Below are 13,424 nucleotides of genomic sequence, written 5' to 3' on the forward strand. Positions count from 1 at the left end.
AGGTGGCGCCGGATTGCATGCGCGGCGTGGATCACGTGGTTCCACGGCAACACGGCAGGGCGGCGTTTCACGGGGGCGCGAGTAGAATAGCGCTCGTTTTGTCCGACCCGGACCCGATTATTACGCTTCATATGAACGACACGACTCACGCGACCGACGCCGCACACGCGCCGCATTCGACGCAACAACATTCGATGCGGGCGCTAGCGATAGCAGCCATCGGCGTCGTGTTCGGCGACATCGGCACCAGCCCGCTGTATTCGCTCAAGGAGGCGTTCAGCCCCGCACACGGGATTCCGCTGACCGAAGGATCGATTCTCGGCGTGATCTCGCTGCTGTTCTGGGCCATCGTGCTGGTGGTCGGCGTCAAATACCTGCTGTTCGTGATGCGCGCCGACAACAACGGCGAAGGCGGCGTGCTCGCGCTGATGGCGCTGTCGCTGCGGCCGCTCGATTCCAAAACCCGTGTCGCGGGCGCGCTGATGGCACTCGGGATATTCGGCGCGTGCATGTTCTACGGGGACGCGGTGATCACGCCGGCGATCTCCGTGATGTCGGCCGTCGAAGGTCTCGAGATCGCGACGCCGCACCTGTCCCATCTCGTGCTGCCGATCACGATCGTGATCCTGATCGCGCTGTTCTGGATCCAGCGGCACGGCACCGCGCTGGTCGGCAAGCTGTTCGGCCCGATCATGGTGCTGTGGTTCGTCGTGATCGCGGCGCTCGGCGTGTACCACATCGTTCGCGTGCCGGGCATCATCGCGGCAATCAATCCGTATTACGCGGCGTCGTTCATGGCCGACCACCTGCTGCAGGCCTACGTCGTGCTCGGCTCGGTCGTGCTGGTGCTGACCGGCGCGGAAGCGCTCTATGCGGACATGGGCCACTTCGGTGCCAAGCCGATCCGCTACGCCGCGTACGGGCTCGTGATGCCGTCGCTCGTGCTGAACTATTTCGGCCAGGGCGCGCTGCTGATCCAGAATCCGAAAGCGATCGAGAATCCGTTCTTCCTGCTGGCGCCCGAATGGGGGCTGCTGCCGCTCGTCGTGCTGTCGACGGTCGCGACCGTGATCGCGTCGCAGGCCGTGATCTCGGGCGCGTATTCGCTGACGTCGCAGGCGATCCAGCTCGGTTACGTGCCGCGCATGAAGGTGCTGCATACGTCCGAGCTCGCGATCGGTCAGATCTACGTGCCGGTCGTGAACTGGCTGCTGCTGTTCGTGATCCTCTGTATCGTCGTCGGTTTCAAGAGTTCGGACAATCTCGCGGCTGCGTACGGTATCGCGGTGACGGCGACGATGGTGATCACGACCGTGCTCGCGTGCGTCGTGATGGTGAAGGTGTGGAACTGGAACCGGCTGCTGGTGGGCGCGATCATCGCCGTGTTCCTCGCGATCGACCTCGGCTTTTTCGGCGCGAACCTGCTGAAGGTCGCGCAGGGCGGCTGGCTGCCGCTCGGCATCGGCGCGCTGCTGTTCTTCCTGCTGATGACCTGGTACAAGGGGCGCCACATCGTCAAGGAGCGCACGGCGGCCGACGGTATTCCGCTGGAGCCGTTCCTGCAGGGGCTGCTCGCGCATCCGCCGCATCGGGTGTCGGGCACCGCGATCTACCTGACCGGCAACGACAAGCTCGTGCCCGTCAGCCTGCTGCACAACCTGAAGCACAACAAGGTGCTGCACGAGCGAACCATTTTCCTGACGTTCGTCACGCGCGATTTTCCTTACGTGCGCGACGACAAGCGCCTGAGCTCACGCGATGCCGGCGGCGGGCTGTACATCGTCAAGGCCGAGTACGGCTTCAACGAGACGCCGGACGTGAAGGCCGTGCTCGAGGAATTCGGCCGCTCGCACGACATGACGTTCGAGTTGATGGATACGTCGTTCTTCCTCGCGCGCGAAACGGTCGTGCCGACGCATCTGCCGGGGATGTCGATCTGGCGCGAGCGCGTGTTCGCGTGGATGCATCAGAACGCCGCGAAGCCGACCGACTTCTTTTCGATTCCGGCTAACCGCGTCGTCGAGCTCGGCACGAAGATCGAGATCTGACCGGTGCGGTGGGGCCGCGCATGCGGCCCATGCCGGCCAGGCTGCGCGTTTCGCCGAAGCAATAAAAAACCCGCCGGAAGGCGGGTTTTTTATTGCTTCGGGCGCCTTCGCGCGCTCAGCGCTTGAGCTTCGCGAATGCTGCGGCCATCGCGCCTGCCGGTTCCGGCTCGCGGGAACGCTGCGGGCGGGCGGCACCGCGCCCCGCGTTGCCGCGATCCTGGCCGCCGCGCGACGACATGCCGGGCGCTGCCGCGTCGTCGTCGAGGCGCATCGTCAGCGCAATGCGCTGGCGTTTCACGTCGACGTCGAGCACCTTCACCTTGACGACCTGGCCGGCCTTCACGACTTCGTGCGGGTCCTTGATGAACTTCGTCGACATCGCCGACACGTGCACGAGGCCGTCCTGGTGCACGCCGATATCCACGAACGCGCCGAACGCGGCGACGTTCGTCACGACGCCTTCGAGCGTCATGCCCGGCACGAGATCCGATACCTTCTCGACGCCTTCGCGGAACGTGGCCGTCTTGAATTCCGGACGCGGATCGCGACCCGGCTTTTCCAGTTCGGCCAGGATGTCGCGCACGGTCGGCAGGCCGAAACGTTCGTCAACAAATTCCATCGGAGACAGGCCCGACAGCGCTTCGCGGTTGCCGAGCACGTCGTCGATGCGCTTGTTGATCTTCGCGAGCATCCGTTCGACGACCGGATATGCTTCCGGGTGCACCGACGAGCGGTCGAGCGGATTCTCGCCGCCGTTGATGCGCAGGAAGCCGGCGGCTTGCTCGAAGGTCTTGTCGCCCAGGCGCGGCACCTTGCGCAGGTGCTCGCGCGACGGGAACGGGCCGTTCGCATCGCGGTAGTCGACGATGTTGCGCGCGAGCGTCGCGTTCAGGCCCGACACGCGGGCGAGCAGCGGGACGGACGCCGTGTTCGCGTCGACGCCGACCGCGTTCACGCAATCCTCGACGACCGCGTCGAGCGAGCGGGCGAGTTCGCGCTGGTTCACGTCGTGCTGGTACTGGCCGACGCCGATCGCCTTCGGCTCGATCTTCACGAGCTCGGCGAGCGGGTCCTGCAGGCGGCGGGCGATCGACACGGCGCCGCGCAGCGACACGTCGAGCTCCGGGAATTCCTTCGCGGCGAGCTCGGACGCCGAGTAGACCGACGCGCCGGCTTCCGACACGACGATCTTCTGCAACCGCAGTTCGGGGTGCTTCGCGATCAATTCGCTCGCGAGCTTGTCGGTTTCACGGGACGCGGTGCCGTTGCCGATGCTGATCAGTTCGGCCTGCGTCTGCGCGGCGATGCGCGCGAGTTTCGCGATCGAGCCGTCCCAGTCGCGGCGCGGTTCGTGCGGGTAGATCGTGTCGGTCGCGAGCAGCTTGCCGGTGCGGTCGACCACGGCGACCTTCACGCCCGTGCGCAGGCCGGGGTCGAGACCGATCACCGCCTTCGGGCCGGCCGGCGCGGCCAGCAGCAGGTCGTTGAGGTTGCGGGCGAACACGCGGATCGCCTCGGTTTCGGCCGTTTCGCGCAACTGCGTGAGCAGTTCGTTTTCGATGTGCGGCTGCACCTTCACGCGCCAGCACCAGCGGCAGACGTCGGACAGCCATTTGTCGGCCGGGCGATTCCGGTTCGCGATCCCGAAATGGCGCGCGATCATCGCTTCGCCGGGGTGCGGCACCTGCGCGTCGAGCTCCTCGCCGAGGCCGAGCTTGATCGTCAGCACGCCGGCGTTGCGGCCGCGAAACAGCGCGAGCGCGCGGTGCGACGGCACGGTCTTGATCGTTTCCGCGTAGTCGTAATAGTCGCGGAATTTCTCGCCTTCCTCGTTTTCCTTGCCCTCGACGACGGCCGACGACACCACGCCCTGGTTGTGCAGGTAGTCGCGCAGCTTGCCGAGCAGCTCCGCCGTCTCGCCGAACTGTTCGGACAGGATGTCGCGCGCGCCGTCGAGCGCGGCCTTCACGTCGGCGACGCCCTTGTCGGCGTCGACGTACGCGGCCGCCTCCGCCTGCGGGTCGAGCAGCGGGTTCGCGAGCAGCGCGTGCGCGAGCGGCTCGAGGCCGGCTTCGCGGGCGATCTGCGCGCGCGTGCGGCGCTTCGGCTTGTACGGCAGATAAAGGTCTTCGAGCACCTGCTTGCTGTCGGCCGCGTCGATCGCGGCGCGCAGTTCGTCGGTCAGCTTGCCCTGTTCGTCGATGCTCGACAGGATCGCGGCGCGGCGATCCTCGAGCTCGCGCAGGTACAGGAGGCGTTCCTCGAGCTGGCGCAGCTGCGTGTCGTCCAGGTTGCCGGTCACTTCCTTGCGGTACCGGGCAATGAACGGAACGGTCGAGCCTTCGTCGAGGAGTTGCACGGCCGCCGCGACCTGGCGCGGCTGGACGGACAGTTCGGTGGCGATGCGCTGTACGATCTTGAGTGCTACGGTTTCCGTCATGTCGTGGATGGTCTGTCTGCCTGCTGGAATCGCGGCGCGGGCCGGCAGGCCCGCAGCGGCGGACTGCACGGCGGGCCCGCCGGGGCAAGGCCGCGGGTGAATGGAGCGGGGCATTTTGCCATAAATGGCGGAGCGTCCAGCCGGGGGTGATAGAATTTGACACATGTCCCGCAGCTTTCCTACGACGTTGCCAACTTCCCGTATTTCTCTCGTCGCGCTCGGCGCAGCGCTCGCCGCGGCTTTGTCTGCCGGGTCTTCCGGCGCATTCGCGCAGGCCTCGGACGCCGCCGCGTCCGCGCCCGTTGCCGCCTCCGCCGCCCCGGATTTCGACGCCCGTCAAAAAGTGCTCAATCAGCGCTCCGCGGAAAACGATTATCGTTATGCGGTGGCGGAGCACGATTGCTACAGCAAATTCTTCGTCAATCACTGTCTCGGCAAGGCGCGCGACCGGATGCGCGAGGAGCGGGCGAGCATCCGCCAGGAGCAGCTCGCGCTCAACGACGAGCAGCGCGCGGTGCGGGCGCAGCAGCGCGACCAGCAGCAGGCGCTGAAGCAGGCGCAGAACGCGGCGGAAGCGCCGCAGCGGGCGGCGAACGACGCGGCGAACGCGGCTGCATTCCGCGACAAGCAGGAGCAGAATGCACTGAAGCAGGCGCAGCGCGGCGCGGAAGGGCCGCAACGCGCGGCGAGCAAGCAGGCATACGACCAGAAGCAGGCGGATTTCCAGCGCAAGCTCGACCAGGCGCACCAGCAGGCGGCGCAGAAGGCGCAGGAGCGGGCGGACAACGCCGCGCGCTACGAGCAGAAGCAGAAGGAAGCCGCGCAGCACAAGGCCGATGTCGAGCGGCGTCAGCAGGAAGCGGCCGAGAAGGCCAGGCAGCAGCAACAGCAGGGGCAGTAACGTGTTGAATTGATCGGGATCAGTCTCGGGCGCGTCGGCACGCCAGTCGTCGCGCTGCTTCGATGAGGAGGCAACTATGCAAAACCGTCACACGGAACAGCAGCAGGAATTGCACAACCGTTTGGCTGCATTGCAGGAGCAGCACCAGCAGCTCGCTCGGGAGATCGAGCTGAAGGAAGGACACTCCGACATCGACGACATCACGCTGCACCGCCTGAAGAAGGAAAAGCTGGCGGCCAAGGACAAAATCATTTTGCTGCAATCGCAGCTCGAACCGGATAAGCGCGCCTGAGCGCGGCCTGGCAAGCGCCGGCGCCGCCCGGGCGCTGGACACAGGAACGCTTGCCTTGAATTCACCGCTTGAAGCCACCCCCGATGCCCGGCGTGACACGACGTCCGCCGGGCGCGCTCGTGCGCCCGAAGGCACTTTCGAGCTGAGCCGCAAGCGCGTCGACGAACTCGACACGATCTTCGGCGAAGGCGGATTGCTGGCGCGTGCGCTCGACGGTTACCGGCCGCGTACGTCGCAGATCGAGATGGCGCGGGCGGTCGCGTCCGCGATGGAGGCATCCGCACGCCGGATGCCGGAGCCCGAGATCTTCGAAACCCGCAAGCGGCCGGCGCGCCGCCTGGGCGAGGCCGACAAGACGGCCGCGCCGACCGCGGACGACGCCGCGGCCGCAGAATCCGACCACGACGCAGGCGACAACACGCTGATCGTCGAGGCCGGCACGGGTACCGGCAAGACCTACGCGTATCTGGTGCCCGCGATGCTGTGGGGCGGCAAGGTGATCGTGTCGACCGGCACGAAGCACCTGCAGGACCAATTGTTCCTGCGCGACATCCCGACCGTGCGCAACGCGCTCGCGGTGCCGGTGTCGGTCGCGATGCTCAAGGGCCGCGCCAACTACCTGTGCCACTACTACCTGCAACGCACGGCCGACAACGGCCGGCTGCCGTCGCGGCAGGACACGGCCTATCTGCAGGAAATCGTCCGCTTCGCGAAAATCACGAAGAGCGGCGACAAGGCCGAACTCGCGAGCGTGCCCGAAAACGCGCCCGTGTGGTCGATGGTCACGTCGACGCGCGACAACTGCCTCGGCCAGGAATGCCCGCACTACAAGGAATGCTTCGTGATGCAGGCGCGGCGCGAGGCCCAGCAGGCCGACATCGTCGTCGTCAACCATCACCTGTTCTTCGCGGACATCATGCTGCGCGACACGGGGATGGCCGAACTGCTGCCGAACGCGAACACGATCATCTTCGACGAAGCGCACCAGTTGCCGGAGACGGCGACGCTGTTCTTCGGCGAGACGCTGTCGACGACACAGATTCTCGAGCTCGCGCGCGACACCGTGGCCGAAGGCCTGAGCCATGCGCGCGACGCGGTCGAGTGGGTGAAGCTCGGCGGTGATCTCGAGCGCGCGGCGCGCGACTTGCGCCTCGCGTTCGCGAACGACCAGATCGTGCGCATGTCGCTCGCGCAACTGGGCGACGATCACCCGATGTTCGGTGCGCTCGACGCGCTCGACGTCGCGCTCGATGCGCTCGCATCGGCGCTCGCGAGCCAGGCCGAGCGCGCGGAATCGCTCGGTGCGTGCCTGCGCCGCGCCCGCGAGCTGCAGGACCTGCTGGCCGGCTGGGTCGCGCCCGGCGCGGCGGAAGCGGCCGCGCAGGCCGATGCGGCAGCCGCCGGCGACAACGCGGCATCCGAAGGCGATCCGAACGAGAAGGTGCGCTGGGTCGAGGTGTTCGCGCATACCGTGCAACTGCACGAAACGCCGCTGTCGGTCGCGCCGATTTTCGCGAAGCAGCGTGCGGGCGTGCCGCGTGCATGGGTGTTCACGTCGGCCACGCTGTCGGTGCGCGGCGATTTCACGCACTACGCGGCGCAGATGGGCCTGAGCTCGCGCCGTTCGATGACGCTCGCCAGCCCGTTCGATTACCAGTCGCAGGGGCTGCTGTACGTGCCGCGCAACCTGCCGCAGCCGTCTTCGCCCGCGTTCACCGATGCCGTGTTCGATGCCGCGTTGCCGGCGATCGAGGCGTCCGGCGGCGGCGTGTTCATGCTGTGCACGACGCTGCGCGCGGTCGACCGGATCGCATCGAAGCTGCGGGACGTGATCGAATCGCGCGGCTGGAACACGCCGCTGCTCGTGCAGGGCGACGCAAGCCGCACGGAGCTGCTCGACCGCTTTCGCGCCTACGGCAATGCGATCCTGGTCGGCAGCCAGAGTTTCTGGGAAGGCGTGGACGTGCGCGGCGATGCGTTGTCGCTGGTCGTGATCGACAAGCTGCCGTTCGCGCCGCCGGACGATCCGGTGCTGGCCGCGCGGCTCGATGCGTTGACGAAGAAGGGGCTGAGCCCGTTTGCGGTGCATCAATTGCCGCAGGCCGTGATCACGCTGAAGCAGGGCGCGGGCCGGCTGATTCGTGCCGAGACGGATCGCGGCGTGCTGATGATCTGCGATACGCGGCTCGTCGACAAGCCGTACGGGCGCCGGATCTGGCAGAGCCTGCCGCCGTTCAAGCGCACGCGCGAGATCGCGGTCGTCCAGGATTTCTTCGACGAGCACCGCTCGGACAAGCGCGCGTGACCGCATGCGCGGCGCTGGCCGCGCGAACGCGCCGGCGCTGCCTGCATGCGGCGCCAATAAAAAACCCGGCTCGTTGGCCGGGTTTTTTGTGTGCGCGCCGGGGTGTTACGTCGCGCCGTGCTTCAGAACTGCCACCACGACTTCTTCGTACCGGGGCGCGAATGGCCCGTCACGTACGGGCTGTCGGGGAACGTGCCCGCAAGCACGCGCTTGGTGTCTTCGGCGAGTTCCGGCTGGTTCAGCTTGCCGTACGACAGGATCATGATGTGCAGCGCATCCTCGATCGCCGGCGCACCCTTGTAGTCCTTGATCGCGAGCTGCGCGCGATTGATGGCTGCGACATACGCGCCGCGGCGGTAGTAGTAGTCGGCCGCATGCACTTCGTGCGACGCGAGCGCGTTGACGATGTAGCGCATCCGCGCGGCCGCGTCGGGCGCGTACTTGCTCTTCGGGAAGCGGTCGACGACCACCTTGAACGCATCGTACGATTCGCGCAGCGCCTGCGGATCGCGCTCGCTCATGTCCTGGCCGGAGAAGCGCCCGAACAGGCCGAGATCGTCGTTGAAGTGGATCATCCCCTTCAGGTAGTACGCGTACGGGATATCCGGGTGATCGGGGTGGAGCTGGATGAAGCGATCGACGGCCTGGTCGGCCGCTGCCGCTTCGTTGTCCTTCCAGTTGCAGTATGCAACGTTGATCTGCGCCTGCTGCGCGAAATGGCCGAACGGATCGCGGCCCTGCAGCGATTCGAAATATTTCGCGCACTTGCCCCAGTCGCCGCCGGACAGTGCGTCCTGGGCCTCTGAGTATAATTTGTTGTTCGACCAGGTAGCCGTCTCGTCCTGCTTCTGCGGCAAGCCGTGGCAGCCGGCGATGAGGGCCGCGGCCGCTACCGCCGCAGCCCGGGCGGCGACGGTTCTGGCCGTGCGTTTGGTCGAATTCATCATGCTCGCATGTCCTAGCTTCAAGTCTCGGTGACCCAGTCTAAATGACCCGTTCAAGTTCGCAGAATGCCCAGCCGGGCACACCAAATCGCGAAGATTATAGCCCAAGCGATCGGCCCGCCGACGCTGCGTCGGGGGATTCCCTCGATGACGATCTGGCCGGCGACGCCATGCAGCCGCCCGTGGTGCCGTCCGCGGCGGGCGACGACGCGCCGCGCATCGTCGAAGTGCCGCTGTCGCTCGCCGGCGAACGGCTCGACAAGGCGCTCGCCCAACTGTTCCCCGAATTCTCGCGCAGCCGCCTGCAGAGCTGGATCGAGGCGCAGCGCGTGCTCGTCGACGGCTCGCCGGCGAAGATCCGCCAGCCGGTGCCGCTCGGCGCGAAGATCGCGCTCGTGCCCGACCTGCTGCCCGAGCAGCTCGCGTTCACGCCGGAGCCCGTGCCGCTCGACGTGATCTACGAGGATGACGCGCTCGTCGTCATCAACAAGCCGGCCGGCCTCGTCGTGCATCCGGCCGCCGGCAACTGGAGCGGCACGATCCTCAACGGTCTGCTGCACCGCTACGGTGATGCGGCGGCCGGCCTGCCGCGGGCAGGGATCGTCCACCGGCTCGACAAGGAAACTTCCGGCCTGATGGTGGTCGCACGCACGCTGGCCGCGCAGACGGACCTCGTGCGCCAGTTGCAGGCCCGCACGGTGAAGCGCCGCTATTTCGCGCTCGTGTGGGGCACGATGCCGGAGGAGGGCACGATCGACGCGCCGATCGGCCGCGACCCGCGCGAGCGTACGCGCATGGCCGTCGTCACGGGGGCGTCGGGCAAGCCCGCGCGCACGCATTTCCGCACGGTTGACACATGCCTGTGGCAACGTCAGCCGGTGTCGGCGATTCAGTGCGATCTCGAGACCGGCCGCACGCACCAGATCCGCGTGCATTGCGCGCACGCCGGGCACCCGCTGCTCGGCGATCCGGTCTACGGGCATGCGCGCGGCAAGCGTTCGGTCACGCCGCTGCCGGACGGATTCGCACGGCAGGCGCTGCATGCGTGGCGGCTCGGCCTCGTGCATCCGGTCACGGGCAAGGCGATGCAGTGGCGCTGCCCGCTGCCGGACGACATGAACGCGCTCGTCGCGGCGCTCGGCTTCGGGCAGGGCGACGAGGAATTCGACGACGACGACGGTGTCTACGACGATGACGATTTCGGCGGCGAGTATCACGACGACGAGCCGTATCTGGACGATGAGGAGGAGTGAGTGCCGATGACGAACCTGGCGCCGTTGACGTGGCGGGACTGCGTGCAGCCCGACTGGCAGGTGTCGCCGCGCGTGCGTGCGCTGATCACGACGCGCAACGGCGGTGTGAGCGAAGGTCCGTACGGGCGCTGGCAGGACGGCGCCGCGCTGCCGGGCGGGATGAATCTCGGCCTGCATACCGGCGACGATCCGGACCATGTCGCCGTCAATCGCGCGCGCGTGCTCGCGCTCGCGGGCCAGTCGAGCGCCGCATGGCTCGAACAGGTTCACGGCGCGCAGATCGTGCAGGCGGACGCGGTGATCGCCGCGGCGCCTGCCGCCACGGCGCCGGTGCAGGCCGACGCGAGCGTCACGGCCCAGCCAGGCGCCGTCTGCGTCGTGATGGTGGCCGATTGCCTGCCCGTGCTGCTGTGCGACGCGCAGGGCCGCGCGGTCGGCGCCGCGCATGCGGGCTGGCGCGGGCTCGCGGCCGGCATCGTCGAGCAGACCGCGGCGCGCGTCGCGGCGCTCGCGGGCGGCGCGGCGGACACGCTGCATGCCTATCTCGGGCCGGCGATCGGCCCGCAGGCGTTCGAGGTCGGCGCCGACGTGCGCGATGCGTTTCTCGACACGGCTCCGCAGTCGGAGCATGATGAAACCCGTCATGCGTTCGTCGCGATCGACGGCGCGCCCGGCAAGTTTCTCGCCGATCTCTACGCGCTCGCGCGCCTGCGACTCGCGCGTGCGGGAGTGGCGCACGTGAGCGGCGGGACGGCTTGCACGGTCGCCGAACGCACGCGCTTCTATTCGTATCGACGCGACCGCGTGACGGGCCGCATGGCCGCGGCAATCTGGCTCGCCGATTGATCGCATGCGCATGCGCGGGTTTTGTTGCGCCGCGAAATCGCTTTATCTCGATATTGAGGCGGCAATGCGGCGTTGCATGCGCGACTGAATGAAAAATCCCGACGTCAAGCCAGAAAAAATGTTTTATGTTTTGTCGGAACCCTTGTCCCGTCTGTTGTGCGAGGATTATCTCCGGGCAGAAATGTTCAGTGGTTTGATCGCGCATCACATGGGGAAAACGATAATGATAAAAATACCGCACTGCGGCAGAATCTGGAGACGCCTCTCCAGAGCATGACGGCCCGGCTCGCAGCCGGCACGCCGCGCGCGAGCAGGATTTCACGATTGACGCTCACGAATCACCGGTAAGGCAGGTAATGACAGCATCGAAAAATTCGTCGACGTCCGCGCATGCGGGCACTTCCGCGGGCAGCACCGGTTTCGATCCGGCTGCCCAGCCGATGCAGCAGATGTTCGAGTCGTGGTTGAACGCGTGGCGTGGTTTTGCGGATCCGGCGCGCGCCGCGACGGCGTCGGCCTCCGTCAATCCGTTCGCGACATTCCAGTTCCCGACGTCGTTTCCGTTCCAGATGCCGTCGATGCCCGACCTCGGCGCGATGGCGTCGCCGTTCGCGGGGCTGAAACTGCCGGTTGCCGCGATTCCGCCCGAACGGCTCCAGGCATTGCAGGCCGACTACGCGCGCGATTGCATGACGCTGATGCAGCAGGCGAGCGCCGCGAAGCTCGAGTCGCCGGAGTTGAAAGACCGCCGCTTCAGCGGCGACGCGTGGAAGGCGTCGCCCGCGCATGCGTTTGCGGCCGCCTGGTATCTGCTCAACGCGCGTTACCTGCAGGAGCTGGCCGACGCGTTGCAGACCGATCCGAAGACGCGCGAGCGCATCCGTTTCACGGTCCAGCAGTGGACGGCCGCCGCCGCGCCGAGCAACTTCCTCGCACTCAATCCCGAAGCACAGAAATCGATCCTCGAAACGCACGGCGAAAGCCTGCGGCAGGGGATGATGAACCTGCTCGGCGATCTACAGCGCGGCAAGATTTCGCAAACCGACGAATCGCAGTTCGTGGTCGGCAAGAACCTCGGGTGTACCGAAGGCGCGGTCGTGTACGAGAACGACCTGATCCAGTTGATCCAGTACACGCCGAAGACGGACAAGGTGTTCGAGCGGCCGCTGCTGATCGTCCCGCCGTGCATCAACAAGTTCTACATCCTCGATCTGCAGCCCGAGAATTCGCTCGTCGCGCACGCGCTGTCGAACGGCCATCAGGTGTTTCTCGTGTCGTGGCGCAACGCGGATGCGTCGGTCGCGCACAAGACGTGGGACGACTACATGAACGAAGGGCTGCTCGCCGCGATCGACGCGGTGCAGCAGATCAGCGGCCGCGAGCAGATCAACACGCTGGGCTTCTGCGTCGGCGGCACGATGCTCGCGACCGCGCTCGCGGTGCTGGCCGCACGCGGCGAACATCCGGCGGCGTCGATGACGCTGCTCACCGCGATGCTCGACTTCACCGATACGGGCATCCTCGACGTGTTCGTCGACGAGGCGCACGTGCAGATGCGCGAGCAGACCATCGGCGGCAAGAACGGCGCGCAACCGGGGCTGATGCGCGGCGTCGAGTTCGCGAACACGTTCTCGTTCCTGCGGCCGAACGATCTCGTGTGGAACTACGTCGTCGACAACTACCTGAAGGGCCGCACGCCCGCGCCGTTCGACCTGCTGTACTGGAACAGCGATTCGACGAGCCTGCCGGGCCCGATGTACGCGTGGTACCTGCGCCATACCTATCTCGAGAACAAGCTGCGCGAGCCGGGGGCGCTGACCGTGTGCGGGGAATCGGTCGACCTGTCGCTGATCGACGTGCCGACCTTCATCTATGGTTCGCGCGAGGATCACATCGTGCCGTGGCAGACGGCCTACGCATCGACGTCGATCCTCTCGGGCCCGCTGAAGTTCGTGCTCGGCGCGTCGGGGCACATCGCCGGCGTGATCAACCCGCCGGCGAAGAAGAAGCGCAGCTACTGGGTCAACGACGACCTGCCCGAATCCGCGGACGACTGGTTCGCCGCGGCGACCGAGCAGCCGGGAAGCTGGTGGCCGACGTGGGTCGAGTGGCTCGACGCGTACGGCGGCCGCAAGATCGCGCCGCCGGCCCAGCCCGGTTCCGCGCAATTCCCGGTGATCGAGCCGGCGCCCGGGCGCTACGTGTTGCAGCGCGATTGACGAAAACCGGACAGCGGCGCACGCTGTCCGGTGCACCGCAGTTTTTTTAACAGGGCCGGTAACGATGCGCCGTGTCGTGCGGGCCTGGAGGAAAGGGAAATGACGGACGTAGTGATCGTATCGGCCGCGCGGACCGCGGTCGGCAAATTCGGCGGCTCGCTGGCGAAGGTGGCGGC

10 protein-coding genes are annotated in these 13,424 nt (G+C 66.9%); 7 read left to right on the forward strand and 3 right to left on the reverse strand.

Going from position 1 to position 13,424, the window contains the following annotated elements; translation table 11 throughout:
- The first annotated feature begins 131 nt into the window (after positions 1 to 131).
- Entirely contained in the window at positions 132 to 2,048 is a 1,917-nt protein-coding gene (locus tag C5F75_RS09330) for a potassium transporter Kup (RefSeq protein WP_059585318.1), read from the forward strand.
- Positions 2,049 to 2,163: 115 nt separating this feature from the next.
- Here the strand turns inward: C5F75_RS09330 and C5F75_RS09335 are convergent, their stop codons facing one another.
- Complete coding sequence (locus C5F75_RS09335) at positions 2,164 to 4,488, reverse strand: Tex family protein (protein ID WP_104012117.1); 2,325 nt, start codon at positions 4,486 to 4,488, stop codon at positions 2,164 to 2,166.
- A 163-nt stretch (positions 4,489 to 4,651) separates the two neighbouring features.
- Here C5F75_RS09335 and C5F75_RS09340 point away from each other — a divergent pair, with 163 nt between their 5' ends.
- The 3 genes from C5F75_RS09340 (at position 4,652) to C5F75_RS09350 (ending at position 7,986) form a co-directional block, all read left to right on the forward strand.
- A complete protein-coding gene (locus C5F75_RS09340; protein WP_104012118.1) occupies positions 4,652 to 5,389 on the forward strand; it encodes a hypothetical protein in 738 nt (245 codons plus the stop codon).
- Positions 5,390 to 5,465: 76 nt separating this feature from the next.
- Positions 5,466 to 5,681: a YdcH family protein gene (locus C5F75_RS09345; protein ID WP_006478692.1), complete on the forward strand. Its 216-nt coding sequence runs from the start codon at positions 5,466 to 5,468 to the stop codon at positions 5,679 to 5,681.
- Between the two features lie 55 nt (positions 5,682 to 5,736).
- Positions 5,737 to 7,986, forward strand: coding sequence for an ATP-dependent DNA helicase (locus C5F75_RS09350; protein WP_059585321.1), 2,250 nt, complete (start codon positions 5,737 to 5,739; stop codon positions 7,984 to 7,986).
- Positions 7,987 to 8,108: 122 nt separating this feature from the next.
- Here the strand turns inward: C5F75_RS09350 and C5F75_RS09355 are convergent, their stop codons facing one another.
- Positions 8,109 to 8,933, reverse strand: coding sequence for an outer membrane protein assembly factor BamD (locus C5F75_RS09355; protein WP_046545840.1), 825 nt, complete (start codon positions 8,931 to 8,933; stop codon positions 8,109 to 8,111).
- A gap of 41 nt (positions 8,934 to 8,974) precedes the next feature.
- On the opposite strand from C5F75_RS09355, the gene C5F75_RS09360 reads away from it, so the two are divergent.
- From C5F75_RS09360 to phaC, 3 genes are all read left to right on the forward strand, one after another.
- Positions 8,975 to 10,183, forward strand: a complete 1,209-nt coding sequence (locus tag C5F75_RS09360) for an RluA family pseudouridine synthase (RefSeq protein ID WP_059585322.1) — start codon at positions 8,975 to 8,977, stop codon at positions 10,181 to 10,183.
- A 6-nt stretch (positions 10,184 to 10,189) separates the two neighbouring features.
- Positions 10,190 to 11,029, forward strand: coding sequence for a peptidoglycan editing factor PgeF (gene pgeF, locus C5F75_RS09365; RefSeq protein ID WP_059585332.1), 840 nt, complete (start codon positions 10,190 to 10,192; stop codon positions 11,027 to 11,029).
- A 356-nt stretch (positions 11,030 to 11,385) separates the two neighbouring features.
- On the forward strand, positions 11,386 to 13,248 hold the full coding sequence (phaC, locus tag C5F75_RS09370) for a class I poly(R)-hydroxyalkanoic acid synthase (RefSeq protein ID WP_059585323.1): 1,863 nt from the start codon (positions 11,386 to 11,388) through the stop codon (positions 13,246 to 13,248).
- Here the strand turns inward: phaC and C5F75_RS37030 are convergent.
- Positions 13,227 to 13,424: hypothetical protein (locus tag C5F75_RS37030; RefSeq protein ID WP_219817247.1), on the reverse strand; the 198-nt coding region annotated here is incomplete at its 5' end. The genes phaC and C5F75_RS37030 overlap by 22 nt on opposite strands.

Origin of the sequence: Burkholderia anthinoferrum, assembly GCF_002925705.1 — a bacterium.
In the GTDB taxonomy this organism is placed as follows: Bacteria; Pseudomonadota; Gammaproteobacteria; order Burkholderiales; family Burkholderiaceae; genus Burkholderia; species Burkholderia semiarida.